This window comes from Micromonospora sp. NPDC002717, assembly GCF_040295705.1.
In the GTDB taxonomy this organism is placed as follows: domain Bacteria; phylum Actinomycetota; class Actinomycetes; order Mycobacteriales; family Micromonosporaceae; genus Micromonospora.
Genome location: NZ_JBEOVW010000008.1, coordinates 234,011 through 251,418 on the forward strand (window position 1 = coordinate 234,011; position 17,408 = coordinate 251,418).

General features: G+C 73.8%; 11 protein-coding genes. 7 read left to right on the top strand and 4 right to left on the bottom strand.

Translation table 11 applies throughout. The annotated features are described in order from the left end of the window. Nucleotides 1-90: 90 nt before the first annotated feature. The 3 genes from ABT006_RS14910 (at nucleotide 91) to ABT006_RS14920 (ending at nucleotide 4,391) form a co-directional block, all read left to right on the top strand. Entirely contained in the window at nucleotides 91-1,680 is a 1,590-nt protein-coding gene (locus ABT006_RS14910) for a glycosyltransferase family 39 protein (RefSeq protein WP_350706564.1), read from the top strand. Continuing rightward, entirely contained in the window at nucleotides 1,622-2,845 is a 1,224-nt protein-coding gene (locus ABT006_RS14915) for a glycosyltransferase family 2 protein (protein WP_350706566.1), read from the top strand. The genes ABT006_RS14910 and ABT006_RS14915 overlap by 59 nt, the downstream gene beginning before the upstream one ends. Nucleotides 2,846-3,062: 217 nt before the next feature. Beyond that, complete coding sequence (locus ABT006_RS14920) at nucleotides 3,063-4,391, top strand: uracil-xanthine permease family protein (protein WP_350706568.1); 1,329 nt, start codon at nucleotides 3,063-3,065, stop codon at nucleotides 4,389-4,391. A 141-nt stretch (nucleotides 4,392-4,532) separates the two neighbouring features. On the opposite strand, the gene ABT006_RS14925 is transcribed toward ABT006_RS14920, so the two are convergent. The 3 genes from ABT006_RS14925 to ABT006_RS14935 form a co-directional block, all read right to left on the bottom strand. Then, entirely contained in the window at nucleotides 4,533-7,022 is a 2,490-nt protein-coding gene (locus ABT006_RS14925; protein WP_350706570.1) for a DNA gyrase/topoisomerase IV subunit A, read from the bottom strand. Between the two features lie 38 nt (nucleotides 7,023-7,060). Further along, the gene (locus tag ABT006_RS14930) at nucleotides 7,061-9,118 is read right to left on the bottom strand and encodes a DNA gyrase/topoisomerase IV subunit B (RefSeq protein ID WP_350706572.1); all 2,058 of its coding nucleotides are present in this window, start codon (nucleotides 9,116-9,118) and stop codon (nucleotides 7,061-7,063) included. A gap of 210 nt (nucleotides 9,119-9,328) precedes the next feature. Then, entirely contained in the window at nucleotides 9,329-11,425 is a 2,097-nt protein-coding gene (locus ABT006_RS14935) for a hypothetical protein (RefSeq protein ID WP_350706574.1), read from the bottom strand. A gap of 364 nt (nucleotides 11,426-11,789) precedes the next feature. Here ABT006_RS14935 and ABT006_RS14940 point away from each other — a divergent pair, with 364 nt between their 5' ends. Continuing rightward, on the top strand, nucleotides 11,790-13,049 hold the full coding sequence (locus ABT006_RS14940) for an SGNH/GDSL hydrolase family protein (protein WP_350706576.1): 1,260 nt from the start codon (nucleotides 11,790-11,792) through the stop codon (nucleotides 13,047-13,049). Nucleotides 13,050-13,112: 63 nt separating this feature from the next. Here ABT006_RS14940 and ABT006_RS14945 read toward each other — a convergent pair whose 3' ends face one another. Continuing rightward, the gene (locus tag ABT006_RS14945; protein ID WP_350706578.1) at nucleotides 13,113-13,565 is read right to left on the bottom strand and encodes an RrF2 family transcriptional regulator; all 453 of its coding nucleotides are present in this window, start codon (nucleotides 13,563-13,565) and stop codon (nucleotides 13,113-13,115) included. A 101-nt stretch (nucleotides 13,566-13,666) separates the two neighbouring features. Between ABT006_RS14945 and ABT006_RS14950 the strand changes: the two genes are divergently transcribed. The 3 genes from ABT006_RS14950 to ABT006_RS14960 all read left to right on the top strand — a co-directional run bounded on the left by ABT006_RS14950 (nucleotide 13,667) and on the right by ABT006_RS14960 (nucleotide 17,321). Further along, the gene (locus ABT006_RS14950) at nucleotides 13,667-14,947 is read left to right on the top strand and encodes a globin domain-containing protein (RefSeq protein WP_350706705.1); all 1,281 of its coding nucleotides are present in this window, start codon (nucleotides 13,667-13,669) and stop codon (nucleotides 14,945-14,947) included. Nucleotides 14,948-15,170: 223 nt separating this feature from the next. Further along, nucleotides 15,171-16,382 (top strand): glycosyltransferase, encoded by a 1,212-nt coding sequence (locus tag ABT006_RS14955; protein WP_350706580.1) that lies wholly within the window; start codon nucleotides 15,171-15,173, stop codon nucleotides 16,380-16,382. Nucleotides 16,383-16,457: 75 nt separating this feature from the next. Further along, entirely contained in the window at nucleotides 16,458-17,321 is an 864-nt protein-coding gene (locus tag ABT006_RS14960) for an alpha/beta hydrolase family protein (protein WP_350706582.1), read from the top strand. Nucleotides 17,322-17,408 lie beyond the last annotated feature (87 nt).

Sequence of the window (17,408 nt, forward strand, 5' to 3'; positions counted from 1 at the left end):
CCCTCGGGTCCGGGTCAGTGCACCCACCGTCACCGGTCACCGTGTTAGCTTGACCACTCAATCACTCTCCGCTGTCTCCTGGAGCTTTCCGTGCTTGTTGGACGCCCGGCCACACGGCGGGCCGGCGCTCGTTCCCTCCCCGCCCTGTTGCGTCGCCACGTCGGGTTCTTCGTCGTGCTCGCCGCCGGGCTCGCGCTGCGAATCACGACGATGGCGGCGTACCCGCCCGCGCTGTGGTTCCAGGGCGACTCCGGCACGTACCTCCGGCTCTCCGCACAGTGGCCGGACATGCCGGCCCGGTGGACGTACCCGTGGCTGCTCAGGGCCTTCGAGTGGACCGGCACGGTCGCCTCCGTGGTGGCCGTGCAGCACCTCGCCGGGCTCGCCCTGGGCGTCACGGCCTACCTGCTGCTGCGCCGCCTGGGCGTCGGCCCGTGGCCGGCCACGCTCGCCGCGACGCCGGTCCTGCTCGACGCCACCCAGCTCACGCTGGAGCAGTATCTGCTCACCGAGACGCTGTTCACCACCGCGCTGGCCCTCGCGGCGCTGCTGCTGGTCCGCCGGGAACGGCCCGGGACGCCCGCCGCCCTGGGCGCGGGCGTCGCCGTCGCGCTGGGCATGGCGACCCGACCCACCGGCGTGGTCGCCCTCGGCGCCCTGCTGCTGTTCCTCCTCGTGCCGTGGCGCGGCTGGCGGGCGCCCACCGCGTACCTGCTCGGCGTCGTCGTGTTCTTCGGTGCCGCCTTCGCCGGCATCGGCACCGCCAAGGGCGCGCTGGGGCTGGAGGGCGGGAAGTTCCTCTACGGACGGACCGCGCAGATCGCCGACTGCGACCGGCTGGAGCTGCGGCCGGGGCTGCGCAAGCTCTGCCCGGCGCAGCCGCTGGGCCAGCGCCCCGCCCGGCCCGACTGGTTCATCTGGAACCGGGACAGCCCCATCCGCCAGGCCGAACGCCCCGAGGACCTCGACGAGTTCGCCCGGGAGGTGCTCCGCCAGCAGCCCGGCGACTACCTGGCCGCCGTGGCGTCGGACACCGCGCGCTACTTCTGGCCGACCCCCCTCGCGCCGACCGAGTCGTGCCTGGCCAACTGGTGGCGACCGCAGCCCGCGCCGACCGACTGGGCGGCCGACTACGACTGCGTGCCGCGCACCGCCGGCCCCGGGTACGAGTGGAGACCGGCGCCGTCGCGGGACGTCGAGCCGAACGCGGCCAGCCGCTTCCTGCACGGCTACGGCCGGTACGGGGTCACCCCGCCGCCGGTCCTGGCCGCCATGCTGCTGATCGCGCTGGTCGGGGCGGTGTGGCCGCGCCGGGGCCGGCTGCGGCTGAGCCTGGTCGCCCTGCTGTACGCCGGCATCGGCCTCGGGATCATGGTCTTCTCGGTGGCCACGTCGATGTTCGACCACCGCTACGGCCTACCGGCCCTGGCGTTCCTCCCGATCGCCGCCGCTCTCGGCTGGCAGCGGCTGCGCTCGACACCCCATCCGACGGATCGGCCCGCGTCGGCCGACGGCGATCCGGTCGGGCGCCCGGCGGCCGACGGCGATCCGGTCGGGCTCATCTCGGCTGACGGCGAGCCGGACCGGCTCGCGCCCACCACGGCAGAAAGCAACGGGGATCATGACGAACGAACCGGAGATCGAGGTCACGGTGCTGCTGCCGTGCCTCAACGAGGCTGAGACGCTGGAGGTCTGCGTCCGCAAGGCGCTGCGCTCGCTGCGGGAGTGCGGGGTCGTCGGGGAGGTGCTGGTCTCCGACAACGGGTCCACCGACGGGTCGCAGGAGATCGCCGAGCGGGCCGGCGCCCGGGTGGTGCACGCCCCGATCCGCGGCTACGGCGGCGCCCTGCTCAACGGCATCGACCAGGCGCGCGGCCGGTACGTCATCATGGCCGACGCCGACGACTCGTACGCGCTGGCCGACCTCGGCCCGTTCGTCGAGGCGCTGCGCGCCGGGCACGACGTGGTGATGGGCAACCGGTTCCGGGGCGGCATCGCATCGGGCGCCATGCCGCCCCTGCACCGCTACCTGGGCAACCCGGTCCTGAGCTGGCTCGGCCGGCGGCTGTTCGGGCTGCGCGGGGTCCGGGACTTCCACTGCGGCATGCGCGGCTTCAACGCCGAGCGGATCCGCGCGCTCGGGCTGTGCATGCCGGGCATGGAGTTCGCCTCCGAGCTGGTGGTGCGCGCCGCGCTGGCCGGGTACGACATCGTCGAGGTGCCGACCACCCTGTCGCCGGACGGCCGGTCGCGCCCGCCACACCTGCGGACCTGGCGGGACGGCTGGCGGCACCTGCGGTTCCTGCTGGTGTTCGCGCCGCGCAAGACCCTCGTCCGGCCGGGCGCCGCGCTGGCCGCGCTCGGGCTGGCCGGCGTGGGGGCGCTCACCCCGGGCCCGCTGACCCTCGGCCCGGTCCGGCTCGACGTCAGCACGTTGGTGTACGCCTGCCTGATGGTGCTCGTCGGGGTGCAGCTCGTGCTCTTCGGTGGCCTCGCGGAGATCTACGGCCGGCAGGAGGCACTCGTCCCGCGGCGCGCGTCGGACCGCTGGATCCGCCTCCTGCGGCTGGAGACCAGCGTCACCGTCGGCCTGCTGCTGCTCGTCGCCGGCGTCGCCGGCACCGTCGGGGCGGTCGCCTACTGGGGGCTGGACGGGTTCGGCGACCTGAACCCGCACGACACCCTGCGGGTGGTGCTCCCCTCGGCCACCGCGATCGCGCTCGGCGTGGTCGTGCTCTTCTCCGGCCTGGTGGGCAGCCTGCTCACGCTCCGCCCCACGATTCCGGCACCGGCGATCGTCCGCCAGTCCGGCCCCGACCACGACCGGGTCCTCACCGGCAGATAACCCCGCCGCGCGCCCACCCCCGCCCCGATCCCCGCCCGCCGATCTTGCACTCTCCGCCCGACGAAAGGGGCATCGTGTGCGGGACAGGGCATCAGGTGCGGGACCGATCGTGCCTGGTGGCCGGGGTGGCGGGTGGGGCGAGGCGGCGCTCTGCTAGAAACGACTCCTGGGTTTCGTCAGCGCCCCCGTCACCTCTTGACGACGCGAAGGGCGACGCATGACCAAGTCCTCCACCGAGCCGCGCTCCCGCTGGTCCGCCTGGGCGGTCCACGGCGACGGCCGGTCCATCCGCCCCGGCGACGTGGTCCGCCCCGACGAACGGCTGTCCTGGCCGCGCACGCTCGGCGTCGGCGTGCAGCACGTCGTGGCCATGTTCGGCGCCACCTTCACGGTGCCGCTGATCACCGGTTTCCCGCCGGCGACCACCCTCTTCTTCTCCGGGCTCGGCACGCTGCTGTTCCTGCTGATCACCGGCAACCGGCTGCCCTCGTACCTCGGCTCGTCGTTCGCCTTCATCGCGCCGGTGCTGGCCGCGAAGGCCGGCGGGGACATCGGCCCGGCCCTGGGCGGCATCGTCGTGGCCGGCGTCGCGCTGGCCGCCGTCGGGCTGGTCGTGCAGCTCGCCGGGTCGCGCTGGATCGACGCGCTGATGCCGCCGGTCGTCACCGGGGCGATCGTCGCGCTGATCGGCCTGAACCTCGCCCCGGTCGCGTGGGACGGCGGCGGCAGCGGCACCGGGGTGAAGGCGCAGCCCCTGATCGCGGTGGTGACCCTGGCCGCGATCCTGCTCGCCACGGTCGCCTTCCGGGGCTTCCTGGCCCGGCTGTCCATCCTGCTGGGTGTGCTGGTCGGCTGGCTGCTCGCCGCCGCGCTCGGCGACCTGGACCCGAAGGCGGTCGACGGGCTGCGGGACGCCGCCTGGGTCGGCCTGCCGGAGTTCCACGCGCCGAGCTTCAGCCTGCGCGCGGTGGTGCTGGTGATCCCGGTGATCCTGGTGCTGATCGCCGAGAACGCCGGGCACGTCAAGGCGGTCGCCGCGATGACCGGCCGCAACCTGGACCGGGACATGGGCCGGGCGTTCCTGGGCGACGGGCTGGCCACCGTGCTCGCCGGCTCCGGCGGCGGCTCAGGCACCACCACGTACGCGGAGAACATCGGCGTGATGGCCGCGACCCGGGTCTACTCCACCGCCGCGTACTGGGTGGCCGGCGTGGCGGCGGTGTTGCTGGGGCTCAGCCCGAAGTTCGGCGCGCTGATCCTCACCGTGCCGGCCGGCGTGCTCGGCGGTGCCACCACCGCGCTCTACGGCCTCATCGCGATCCTCGGCGCCCGGATCTGGATCGAGAACCGGGTGAACTTCCACGACCCGGTGAACCTGATGACGGCGGCGGTCGCGGTGATCGTCGGCGCGGCCAACTACACCCTCACCGCCGGCGGCCTCTCCTTCAACGGCATCGCCCTGGGCACCGCCGCCGCCCTGGTCGTCTACCACGGCATGCGCCTGGTGGCCCACCTCCGCGGCACCACCCCCACCCCCAAGCCGTAGCCGTAGCCCGTTGATCATGAGGTTGTTGTCCTCGACACCGGCGTGTCGCGCAACAACTTCATGATCAAAGCGGGGAGTGGGCGGGAGGGTGGACGGTCGAGGGACGGGTGCGTCAGCAGCCGTCCCTCGACCGTCCGGGGGTCAGTCGCGTTCGACCTGGTGGCCGACGACGGTCGGGCCGAGCATGACGGCGAAGCCGGAGCCGTCGCGGCGCGGGTCGGCCGCCGGCAGCTCCACCGGCTCGCCGGTGGCGGTCGCGCCCACCGGACGCGACCCGACCCAGGCGACCACCACGTCGGTCTCACCCTTGAGGAAGCGATGGGCGCGCACCCCGCCGGTCGCCCGCCCCTTCGCCGGGTACGCCTGGAACGGCGTCACCTTCACCGTGGCTCCCGTGGAGGTGACCACCATCGGCTCGCCGTGACCCGGGTCGTCGGTGCGGACCGCGCCGAAGAAGACCACCCGGGCGCCGGCCGGCAGGTTGATGCCCGCCATGCCGCCGCCCTTGACACCCTGCGGACGGACCAGCCCGGCGGCGAAGCGCAGCAGCGACGCCTCCGAGGTGACGAAGGTGAGCGTCTCCGCCCCGTCGGTGAGCCAGGTCGCCCCGACCACCTCGTCGCCCTCACGCAGGCCGATCACCTCGAACTCGTCGGAGCGGACGGGCCACTCCGGCGCGCAGACCTTGACCACGCCCTGCCGGGTGCCCAGCGCCAGCCCCGGTGAGCCCTCGGCCGTCGGCCCCAGCGGCGCCAGCCCGACCACCGTCTCCCCCGGCTCCAGCGGCACCAGCTCGGCGGCCGCCATCCCGCCGCGCAGCGACACCGTCCCGGCCTGCTCGGGCAGCACCGGCAGCGGCAGCACGTCGACCTTGAACGCGCGGCCGGCGCTGGTCACCAGCAGCACCCGCCCCCGGGCGGTGGAGTGGACGATGGCGCGTACGGCGTCGTGCTTGACGCGGCCGTGCCGCCGGCGCCCCTCGGACGCCTCCTCCGACTCCGCCGCGGTCCGGGCGACCAGCCCGGTCGCGGACAGGATCACCTGGCACGGATCGTCGGCGACCTCCAGCGGGCCGGCCGGCACGGACGCGGCCAGCACCTCCTTGAGGTCGCCGTCGACCAGCGTGGTGCGGCGCGGGGCACCGAACTGCTTCACCACCGCCGCCAGCTCGTCCGAGACGACCTTCTTCAGCACCTTCGGGTCGTCGAGGATCGTGGAGAGCTGGGCGATCTCCGTGCGGAGCTTCTCCTGCTCGGCCTCCAGCTCGATCCGGTCGTACTTGGTCAGCCGACGCAGCGGAGTGTCCAGGATGTAGGTGGCCTGGATCTCGGAGAGCCTGAACTTCTGCATCAGGCCGTCCTTGGCCGCCTGGGCGTCCTCGCTGGCCCGGATCAGCTTGACCACCTTGTCGATGTCGAGCAGGGCGATCAGCAGACCGTCGACCAGGTGCAGCCGCTCCTCGCGCTTGCGGCGGCGGTAGGAGCTGCGCCGGGTGACCACCTCGTAGCGGTGGGCCAGGAAGACCTCCAGCAGCGCCTTCAGCCCGAGGGTCTGCGGCTGCCCGTCGACCAGCACCAGGTTGTTGACGCCGAACGACTGCTCCAGCGGGGTGAGCCGGTAGAGGTCGGCGAGCAGGGCCTGCGGGTTGACGCCGACCTTGCACTCGATGACCAGGCGGGTGCCGCTCTCCCGGTCGGTGAGGTCCTTGACGTCGGCGATGCCGGTGAGCCGCTTGGTCTTGTTGACCTCGTTGGTGATCGCGGCGATGACCTTCTCCGCGCCGACGCCGTACGGCAGCTCGACGACCGTGATCGCCTGCCGGCCCCGGCTGCCCTCCAGCGGGCCGATCTCCACCCGGCCCCGCATGCGGACCACGCCGCGCCCGGTCTCGTAGGCCCGGCGCACCTCGTCGAGCCCGAGCAGCAGGCCACCGGTGGGCAGATCGGGCCCGGGGACGAACTCCATGAGCTTGTCCAGCGTGGCGTCCGGGTGGTTGATCAGCCAGCGGGCGGCGGAGACCACCTCGCCGAGGTTGTGCGGGATCATGTTCGTCGCCATGCCGACCGCGATCCCGGACGCCCCGTTGACCAGCAGGTTGGGGAAGGCCGCCGGCAGCACGGTGGGCTGGGTCAGGGAGCCGTCGTAGTTGGGCTCCACGTCGACCGTGTCCTCGCCCAGCTCGCCGACGAGCAGCATCGCCTCCCGCGACATCCGGGCCTCGGTGTAGCGCGCCGCTGCCGGCCCGTCGTCCGGGCTGCCGAAGTTGCCGTGCCCGTCGACGAGCGGAGCGTTGAGCGAGAAGTCCTGGGCGAGCCGGACCATCGCGTCGTAGATCGCGGTGTCGCCGTGCGGGTGGTACTTGCCCATCACGTCGCCGACGATGCGGGCGGACTTCACGTGCCCCCGGTCGGGGCGGTGCCCCTGCTCGTACATCGACCAGAGGATGCGCCGGTGCACCGGCTTGAGGCCGTCGCGGGCGTCGGGCAGAGCCCGCGAGTGGATCACCGAGAAGGCGTACTCCAGGTAGGAGTCGGAAACCTCGGTGACCAGCGGGTTGTCGAAGACCCGCGCGCCGGCCTGGTCGAAGGCGGACAGGTCCACCTTGGCGCGGTCGTCCTTGCGGCGTGCCATCGGTCAGCTCTCTTCCGGACGGGTGGTGGCGGGCCTGGTCATGCGTCGATCGCCTCGCGGTCGACCCGGTCGGCGGAGTCGATCAGCCAGTTGCGGCGCGGCTCGACCTTCTCCCCCATCAGCAGCTCGAGGATCCGCTCGGCGGCGTCGACGTCGTCGAGGGTGATCCGGCGGACGGCCCGGGTGGCCGGGTTCATCGTGGTCTCCCACAGCTCGTCGGCGTCCATCTCGCCGAGACCCTTGAAGCGCGGGATCGGGGTGACGATCTGCTTGCCGGCCTTCTCCAGCTTGCGGACCGTCGCCTCCATCTCGGCCTGGGTGTAGGTGTAGATCGTCTGCGGGTTGCGCCCCTTCGTGGTGATCTTGTGCAGGGGCGGCATGGCCGCGTAGAGCCGGCCGGCCTCGATCAGCGGCCGCATGTAGCGGGCGAAGAGCGTGATCAGCAGGGTGCGGATGTGCGCGCCGTCCACGTCGGCGTCCGCCATGATCAGCACCCGGCCGTACCGCATCGCCGAGAGGTCGAAGGTGCGGCCGGAGCCGGCGCCGAGCACCTGCACGATGGCGGCGCACTCGGCGTTGTCGAGCACCTGCTGAAGGTTGGCCTTCTGCACGTTGAGGATCTTGCCCCGGATCGGAAGAAGCGCCTGGTATTCGGCAGACCGGGCAAGTCGACCTGTCCCGAGGGCGCTGTCGCCCTCCACGATGAACAGCTCGCTGCGCTCGATGCCCGCCGCGCGACAGTCGACCAGCTTGGCCGGCATCGACGCGCCCTCCAGGGCGGTCTTGCGCCGGGCGGCGTCCTTCTGCTGCTTCTGCGTCAGCCGCACCCGGGCCGCGTCGACGATCTTCTGCAGGACCGTGCGCGCCTCGGCCTTGGTCCTCCGGTCCTCCAGCCAGGACTTCAGGTGCTGCTCGACCAGCGACTGCATCACCTTGGTGATGCCGGCCGTGGAGAGCTCGTCCTTGGTCTGCGAGGTGAACTGCGGCTCCGGGATCCGGACGTGGACGACCGCCGTCATGCCCTCCAGGACGTCGTCCAGGGTGGGCGGGTCCTCCTTGGCCTTCAGCAGGCCACGGGTGTTGCGGACCGCGTCGGCGAGGGTGCGCGCCAGGGCCCGCTCGAAGCCCTTGCGGTGGGTGCCGCCGTGGGCGTTGCGGATGGTGTTGGTGAAGCACTCGACGGTGCGCTCGTAGCCGGTGCCCCAGCGGAAGGCCACCTCGACCTCGGCCCGGCGCTGCACGTTGGACTGCATGACGCCGTTGGCGTCGGCGGCGTTCTCCCGGTAGGTGCCCTCGCCGGTGACCAGCAGCGTGCCGGAGACCGGCCGGTCGCCGGCCGGGGCGAGGAACTCCACCATGTCGGTCAGGCCGTTGGGGTAGTGGAAGCGCTCCTCGGTCGGCTCCTCGCCGGTGTGGTCGCGCAGCGTGTAGCTCACGCCGGGGACCAGGAAGGCCGTGTTGCGCAGCTTCATCCGGACGGCGTCCGCGTCCAGCGCGGCGCCGGTCTCGAAGTAGCGCGCGTCGTGCCACCAGCGGATCGAGGTGCCGGTGCGCTGGCCGCGCTTCATCGCGCCGACGATCTGGAGCCCGGGGCCCGGGGTGAAGGCCGCCTCGGGGCCGTCGCCGTCGAAGATCCCCGGCACGCCGTGCCGGAACGACATCGCGTGGATCTTGCCGCCCCGGCGGACCGTGACGTCGAACCGGCGGGACAGGGCGTTGACCGCCGAGGCGCCCACGCCGTGCAGACCGCCGGAGGTCTTGTAGCCGGAGCCGCCGAACTTGCCGCCGGCGTGCAGCCGGGTCAGCACCAGCTCGACGCCGGAGATGCCGGACTTGGCGTGCACGTCGGTGGGGATGCCCCGCCCGTCGTCGTCGACCTGGACGGAGCCGTCGGCGTGCAGCGTCACCTCGACCTTCGAGGCGTGGCCGGCGACGCCCTCGTCGGTGGAGTTGTCGAGGATCTCGTTGACGAGGTGACCCACGCCACGGCTGTCGGTGGAGCCGATGTACATGCCGGGCCGCTTGCGGACGGCGTCCAGCCCCTCGAGGTGCGTGAGGTCGTCGGCCCCGTACAGGGTTTCAGGCTCTGCGGTCAACTGGTCGTACTCCCAGGTCTCGGCGGTGTGGTGCCGCGTCCGACATCGGCGGTCGGCCGGCGCGCCGCAGCGAGCCTAACCGGGAGATGCGACAGGACGACGGCGCCCCGCAGCAAGGCCCGCACCACGTCGTGTGGTGCGGGCCTCGGCGGCGTCGTCGCGTGGTCTGTCCGGATCCGGCGCCCGGCGGCGCCGTGACCGGTTCGCGGGTCAGCCGGCCGCGGGCGGGTCCACCTGGACAACAAGGGAGCCGTACCCGACGTTCCCGGCACTGTCCACGGCCGCCACGTACAGGGTGTTCGTGCCGTACGCCGGGGTGGTCAGCGTCACGGAGACGGTCTTCCCAGGGTAGCCGAGAGTGGTGCCCGCCTCCGCCTCCTCGGTGGGCGGGCTGGTCCACCCGTAGCGGAACATCACCACGTCGGGGTCGGGCGAGCGGAGCTTGTAGGTGTAGAACTGGCCGGGCGGGGCGGGGTTGGTGACTGGGTCGACCGTCACCGTCGGCGGGGTGTCGTCGACGGTGAACTCGCACCACGCCGACCAGGGGCTGAGCAGGCCGTACGGCGCGGGGTCGGTGCTGCGGGCACGCCACGCGTACGCCTTGCCGCCGAGGACGCCGGTCACGGGCGCCGTGGTGGAGCGGGCGCCGGCGGTCACCGCCGAGCCGGCCGGCGGGGTCAGCCGCGGCGTGCTGCTGTCGTAGCTGCCCGAGGCCGGGATCTCCAGCAGTTCGTACGCGGTCTGCAGGGTCTGGCCGGCGTCGTCGTCGGGGAAGACGGCCGACAGGGTCGGCGGGGTCGCGAGGGCGACCCGGTCGCCGGTGACGCAGGCCTGCCCGCCGACCTCGAGAGCGGTCGGCTGGCCGGGCAGGGAGTCGTAGTCGACCACCAGTTTCGCGTTGGCGGGGATGAACTTCTTCCAACGGTCCAGCGTGCTCTCACCGGTCCCCGACGAGTCGCTGCACGCGCAGAAACCGTAGGTGATCGCCGTCATGCCGCTGGTGAGGGCGCTGCTGAGCCCGGCGGTGACGCCGCTGCCGGTGAAGTTGACCGTCATGTCCGGCTGGGGCGAGTCGATGCAGCCGGGGCTCTCGTTGGCGTGCGAACTGGCGGACGCCTGCAGGGTGCTCAGCGTCGGCGCCCACGCCGTGCGGGGGGTGCTGGCGATCCCGGCCGACCGGTACATGTAGGTCGGCGTGCTGCCGCAGGAGAAGGAGTGGTCCAGCCTCATCTGCACGTAGGCGGACTCGATGTGCTTGCCACGGAGGGCGGAGATGGGGAACTCGAAGTAGGAGCGGTAGATGACGCCGCTCCCCGAGTCCTTGCCGACCCGGGCGGAGGTGAGGTCGCTGTTGGTGGAGTTGTTGTTCGTGGCGTACGCCCAGCGGGACGCGCCCGCGGACCAGGCCGGGTCGATGTAGACCGGGAAGCTGGCCCTGGCCGGGTCGAGCAGGGCCGGCGTGGGGCGCAGCACCAGGTCGCCCGCGGCGTCGATCGCGGTGGCGACCGGAGCCGTCCGGGCCCCCGCGCCGGGGCCGGCGGCGGAGGACTTCCCCGCGACCGACCGGCCGGTGGCGGAGGTCGTGGTCGAGTCCCACATCTCGGCCGGCGCGCTGCGTGCCACCTCGGCCGCCCCGGCGAGCGCCCGCAGCGAGCCGTCGGCGTCGCGCCGGACCCGCACGTCGCCGCCGAGGTCGAAGCGGATCTCCCGCAGGGCCGGGTTGGCGGCCGCCTGCGGGGTCTTCACCGTGAGCACATGGGTGAAGCCGGTGTGGGTGGCCCGGAGCACCAGGTCCACCCCGGGCAGCACCTCGGGGTAGGTCGCGGCGTCCCCGCTGACCACCGGCGCGGGCAGTTCGCCGGGCCAGGACAGGGTCAGGGACTTGCCGCCGCTGGTCAGCGTGGTGGCCGGGCCGCGACCGCCGGCCGAGAACCGCACGTCGGCCGGGGAGACCGCCGGACGGAACCCGCCCGCGCCGTCGCGGCGCAGGGTGAGGTCGACGTCGGCCCAGGACCCGTCGGTCTGACGCACCCGCTGCGGGACGGCAGCGGTCTCGGCGACGAATCCGCCGGAGGGCTTGGCGAAGACCTGGGTCAACTCGGTGCGGGCGGAGAGGACCTCCACCCGCTGGCCGGTCCGCTCGGCCGCCGCGGCGGCCCGCGCGGCCTCGGTGGCCGCGCCCGTACCGGCGGCGGCCGGCGGCGCGGCCGACACGGGCGGGGCCAGCACGGTGGCGCCGAGCGCCGCCGCGAGCCCGCCGGCCATCAGGCGGCGTACGGATCGTTTCTGGACCTGGACAGCGTGCATCGAGCGGCCGACGGCCACCGCAACCCCCGTGGAAGTAGAAAGCCGGACGCCGGAACTGTAGAGACGCACTTCGACCGGTGTCCATAGCCGTCACATCCTGTGAGCACAAGCGGGACATAGACCGTCAGGACAGACCCCGGGCCGCCCGACGATCGACGCTCCGTCATGGGCACCCGATGCCCGGTGGCCGCCGGGACGCGGTGTGGTCGACGCCGGGAGGGGCTGCCGCCAGACGGAAACGGACCGGGCGGGTGCGTCCCGCATCGGACCATTCCATGCCGAGCCATTGACGTCCGTCGTGCCGGGGTGATGGGATCGCGGCCGAGAGGATCTTTCACATTTCGATGTACAGATGGAGGACGTCATGTCCAGGTTCCGTCGTACGACTCTCGCGGCGGCGCTCGCCGTCGCCGCCGCCGCACTGTCGACCGCCGTCGGGCTGCCCGCCCCGGCCGCGGCGGCGCCACCCACCGCCGCGGTCGCCCTCGGCGACAGCTTCATCAGCGGCGAGGGCGCCGGCGCGTACACCCCCGTCGTCGACGTCACCGGGGTCGCCCAGGGCTTCCCGGGTTGGACCGCGCCCAACAGCAACGCGTTTTTCTGTCACCGCTCGGCGAACGCCTCGCTGCACCGGGCGAGCCTGCCGGGCATCCAGGACCGGTTCAACCTCGCGTGTTCCGGCGGCCAGCCGCACGACATCGCCACCGCCTCGTCGGCCCGGACCGGCGGCCGACAGGTGGCCGCCCAGCTCGACCAGCTCCGCGCGGTCGGCCGGACCCACGACATCGACCTGGTGCTGCTCGGCCTCGGCTCGAACAACAGCTCGTTCACCTTCGGCGACGTCGCCGAGAAGTGCGCCAACCGGTTCATCGCCGACGCCTGGACCGGCTGGTGGGAATTCTGGGCCTACCTGGGCGGGCCGGTCGAGCAGGAGCCCTGCACGGACGCCGACCTGGCCACCGCCGCCCAGTGGAGCGCCGCGACCGCCGAGACCACCTCGGCCGTACGCCAACTGCTCACCACGTTGCGCGAGATCGACGCCGACGGCCAGCACCGGATCGTCTTCCAGGACTACACCAACCCGCTGCCGTTCGACCTGGAGCCGAGTTTCCACAGCGAGGACAGCCGGGACGACACCCGGGACAAGTTCCGCGCGCTGGGTGCCGAGCGGTACGCGGCCGGCTGCCCGATCCACCGGGCCAGCCTGCTGCCGGGGCACCGCTTCTCGCAGGGCCTGGGCACCCTGGTGAGGTCCACCCGCGACGCCCTGGCCGCCGAGTTCCCCGGCGCGGACCTGGTCCACCTCAACGTGCAGCGGGCCTTCGACGGCGCCCGGCTCTGCGAGTCGGGGGCCAGCCCGACCGGGGCGCTGGCCACCCCGATCCGTCTCCAGGACAGCCCGCCGAACGGCGTATTCGTCACCAGCCTCGCTGGCAAGGACAAGATCGCCATCCAGCGGATCGCGAACACCTGCGTGAGCTACTTCCAGACCTGCCAGGAGTCGTGGCACCCGAACGCCGCCGGCCACCAGGTGCTCGGGCAGTGCCTGACCGGCGCGGCCGCCACCGGCGCCCGCTCCGTGGCCTGCGTCCGCGCCGCCGACGGCTCCGTCACCGTGTCCTGACCCCGACCGCGTCCCGGAACCCCGCGCCGCCCGGCGCGGGGTTCCGCCGCGCCTACGCCCGGATCAGTCACGTCCCGGGGCGGAGCGGGCGCGGGGCAGACCGAGGGCGAGCAGCACCGGACCGGTCGGCCCGTCGACGAGGCCGCCGAGGGTCACCCCGTCCAGCACGGCGAGGAAGGCGTCACGGGCCCGCCGCAGCTCGTCCCGGAGCCGGCAGGCCGCGCGCAGCGAGCAGGCCGGCTCGTCGCAGGACACCACCTCGTCGTCGCCCTCGAACGCCCGGACCACCTGCCCGACCGTGGTCTCGTGGCCGCCCTCGGCGAAGGCGACCCCGCCGGAGCGGCCCCGGATCGTGACCAGCACACCGAGCCGCTGCAACCGCTGCACCACCTTCGCCACGTGGTTGCGGGGCAGCGCCAGCTGGTCGGCCAGCTCGTCCACGGTCATCCGCCGTGGGTTCGCGGCGGTGAGCATGGCGATCCGCAGTGCCATGTCGGTGGACCGGTTGAGCTTCACGTCCCGACCCTAGCCAGCGCCGACGTGCCCCACCACGGGCCGACGGACGCGATCTGTGATCCACCCGACCCCCGACCCGGGACCTTCGGCCCTAAAGAGGTATCTGGGATGCCTGTTTTGCTGGCGGGGTCCGAGCGGTTCAGCACAGAAGGAGACAAGTCGTGCTCTCGGAGTCCTCAACAGCAGTGGTGACGGCGACCCTGCCCGCCGTGCAGGCGCACGGCGAGGCGATCACCGGCCGGTTCTACCAGCGGATGTTCGACGCCCACCCGGAGCTGCTCGACATCTTCAACCGCGGCAACCAGGCGACCGGGGCGCAGAAGGCCGCGCTCGCGGCCTCCGTGGTCGCGTACGCGGAACACCTGACCGGCGGCAGCAACGCGCCGTGGGGCCCGATCCTGGACCGGATCGCGCACAAGCACGCCTCGCTCGGCATCACCCCCGACCAGTACACGATCGTCGGCCGGCATCTGCTCGCCGCCGTCGGCGAGGTACTCGGCGACGCGGTCACCCCGGAGGTCGCGGCAGCCTGGGACGAGGTGTACTGGCTGCTGGCCTGCGAGCTGATCGCCCGGGAGGCCCGCCTCTACGCCGCGGCGGGGCTCGCCGAGGGCGCGTCGGTCTGGCGGGACTGGCGGGTCACCGGTCGGGTCACCGAGGCGGTGGACGTCGTCTCGTTCACCCTGGTCCCGACCGACGGCGGCCCGGTGCCCGCCTTCGTCCCGGGCCAGTACACCTCGGTCGCCGTCGACCTCGACGAGGGTCGCGGGCAGCAGATCCGCCAGTACAGCCTCTCCGGCCGGCCGGGGGCCGACCACTGGCGGATCACCGTCAAGCGGGTACGCGGCACCGGCGCCGGCCCCGACGGCATGGTCTCCACCTTCCTGCACGAGCACGTGGCCGAGGGCGACGTCCTCCGGCTCAGCCCGCCCTTCGGCGAGGTCAGCGCCGTGGCCGGGGAGGGCCCGCTGCTGCTGGTCAGCGCCGGCATCGGGCTGACCCCGGCGATGGCCGCCCTGGAGCACCTGGCGGCCACCGAGCCGCACCGCCCGGTGGTGCTGGTGCACGCCGACCGGGCCGGCGCGGCGCACGCGTTCCGCGGCGACCTGCCACGCCTGCACGCCGCGCTGCCCAACCTGCGTACCGCCCTGTGGTACGAGGACGTCACCGACGCCGAGCTGGCCGGGCTGGCCGCCGAGGTGGCCGGCGGCCGGGTCGACCCCGCGTTGATCCCGCTCTCCCCCGACGCCCACGTGCACCTCTGCGGGCCGCTGCCGTTCATGAACACCGTCCGGGGTGGCCTGCTGCGGCGGGGGGTGCCGGCGGAGCGGATCGCCTACGAGGTGTTCGGCCCGGGCATGCTCCGCGACGACCGGAACTGACCCTCCGCGACCGACCGGACACCGGTGGTGCGGCGGTTCGCCCCACCACCGGCCGGGTCCGCGCCGCCGGCCGGGCGGCCCGCCGAGAACTCGGCGGGCCGGCGGTTAGGCGACCAGGCCGGGGGTAGGGGACTCCGCATGCGGGTGCGACGGGCTCGCGGGGCGCGCAGCGTCCGCGGCGCTACCCGTTCCCCGACGACCGGGCCGGCCGATGGAGGAAGACATGCGCATCGCGATGATCTCGGAGCACGCCAGCCCGCTCGCCGTCCTCGGGGAGGCCGGCGGGCGGCACACGCGGGTGGCGGAGCAGGCCGCCGCGCTGGTGCGCGAGGGGCACGACGTCCGCGTCTACACCCGCCGGGAGTCCACCGCCCAGCCCGACACCGTGTCCACTCCGGACGGCTACCAGGTGTGCCACGTGCCGGCCGGGCCGGCGCTGCGGTTGCCCGGACGGGAGCTGATGCCGCACCTGGGTGAGTTCGGGCGCTGGCTGGCCGGTCAGTGGCGCGACGGCGACTGGACGCCGGACGTGGCGCACGCCCATCACTGGATGAGCGGCCTGGCCACCCTGCACGCCGGCCGACGCACCGGGGTCCCGGTGGTGCTGACGTACCACTCGCTCGGCACCGTCGAGCGGCGGCAGCAGGGCACCCGGGACACCAGTCCACCAGGCCGGATCGGCTACGAGCGGGCCCTGGGCCGGGCCGCCGACCGGATCGTCGTGCAGTGCCAGGACGAGATCGGCGAACTGGTCCGCCTCGGCGTGCCCCGGTCCCGGATGGTGCTGGTCCCCTGCGGGGTCGACCAGCAGGTCTTCCGTCCCGACGGGCCCGTCGCCCCGCGCGACCCGGCCCGCCCGCGGATCGTTACCGTCGGCCGGATGGTGGAACGCAAGGGCTTCCAGGACGTCGTCCGGGCCCTGCCGGCCGTGCCCGACGCGGAGTGCGTGGTGGTCGGCGGCCCGCCGGCGCGGTTGCTCCCCACGGACGGCTTCGCCCGCCGGCTCCGGGCGCTCGCCGAGTCCTGCGGGGTGGCCGACCGGGTGAAGCTGGTCGGCGCGGTGCCCCGCACGGAGTTGGCCGGCTGGTACCGCTCGGCGGACCTCGTGGTGGCCGCCCCCTGGTACGAGCCGGTCGGGCTGGCCCCGCTCGAGGGCATGGCCTGCGGCGTGCCCGTCGTCGGCTCGAATGTCGGCGGCATCGCCGACACGGTCGTCCACGGCCTCACCGGCGACCTCGTGCCGCCCCGGGACCCCCGGGCGTTGGGCACCGCGATCCGCCGGCTGCTCGCCGACAAGGTCCGCCGCTTCGCGTACGCCACGGCGGCGCTGGACCGGGTCCGCAGCCGGTACTCGTGGAAGCGCTGCGCCGAGCAGTTGAGCGCGGTCTACGCCTCGGTCAGCACGGTCGGCCGGACCGCCCCGGCCCTGGCCTGACGGCCGGCGGCGACGCGGGTGATCCCCACCACCCCTCGGTTACCCGCCGGTAGCCTCGGGCCGTAGCCTGGGGCGATGAACGCGACGGGGGAATACCGGCAGGAGTTCGTCGAGGTCGACGGGGCCCGGATCGGGTTGCAGGTCTACCCCGAGCCGGACGGCGTCGCCGACGCGCCGCTGGTGTTGGTCTCGCCCGCGATGGGGGTGCGCGCACGCTACTACCGGCCGTTCGCCGCCGAGCTGCGCGCCGCCGGCCTCGCCGTGGCGGTGGCCGACCTGCGGGGCACCGGGGAGAGCACGCCGGCGCCGAGCCGCGCCTGTCGCTACGGCTACGCGGAACTCGCCGCCGACGTGGGCGCCGTGCTGGCGGCGCTCAAGGCCCGGCGGGACGGGCGGAAGACGGTGCTGCTCGGGCACTCCCTCGGCGGGCAGACCGCGCTGCTGCACCTCGCCCTGCACGGCGACCACGACGTCGACGGGCTGGCCCTGGTCGCCGTCGGCATGCCCTGGTGGCGCAGCTACCCGGGCCTGCGCGGGTACGGCGTCCTGCCGTACACCCAGGGGATCGCGGCGACGGCCCGGCTGCTCGGCGTCTGGCCCGGCTGGGGCTTCGGCGGCCGGCAGGCGCGCGGGGTGATCCGGGACTGGGCGCACACCGCGCGGACCGGCCGCTTCCCGCGCCTGGGCGGGGTGGACGCCGAGGCGGCCGTCCGGGAGCTGCGCAGCCCCGTGCTCGCGGTCAGCGTCGACGACGACCAGTACACGCCGCACGAGACGCTCGACCACCTCTGCGCGAAGCTGGCCGCGGCGCCCGTCGTGCGCGAGCGCTACACCGCGGCGCAGGCCGGTGCCCGGATGGACCACTTCACCTGGGTACGCGCCGCCGGGCCGCTGGCGGCCCGGGTGGCCCGCTTCGCCGCGGACCTGCCGGCCCGCTGAGGCGTCCTCGGTCGACGGCGGCGCACCACGGTCGGGTCGGTCCCGCCGACGTCACGCCGTCGCCCGCACGCCTCCCCGGGCGGCGCG

Bases quoted from the DNA above. Each gene is read 5' to 3' on its own strand.
- ABT006_RS14915 (WP_350706566.1), top strand. From the start codon at position 1,622: ATGACGAACGAACCGGAGATCGAGGTCACGGTGCTGCTGCCGTGCCTC.
- ABT006_RS14920 (WP_350706568.1), top strand. From the start codon at position 3,063: ATGACCAAGTCCTCCACCGAGCCGCGCTCCCGCTGGTCCGCCTGGGCG.
- ABT006_RS14925 (WP_350706570.1), bottom strand. From the start codon at position 7,022: ATGGCACGCCGCAAGGACGACCGCGCCAAGGTGGACCTGTCCGCCTTC.
- ABT006_RS14935 (WP_350706574.1), bottom strand. From the start codon at position 11,425: ATGCACGCTGTCCAGGTCCAGAAACGATCCGTACGCCGCCTGATGGCC.
- ABT006_RS14940 (WP_350706576.1), top strand. From the start codon at position 11,790: ATGTCCAGGTTCCGTCGTACGACTCTCGCGGCGGCGCTCGCCGTCGCC.
- ABT006_RS14955 (WP_350706580.1), top strand. From the start codon at position 15,171: ATGCGCATCGCGATGATCTCGGAGCACGCCAGCCCGCTCGCCGTCCTC.
- ABT006_RS14960 (WP_350706582.1), top strand. From the start codon at position 16,458: ATGAACGCGACGGGGGAATACCGGCAGGAGTTCGTCGAGGTCGACGGG.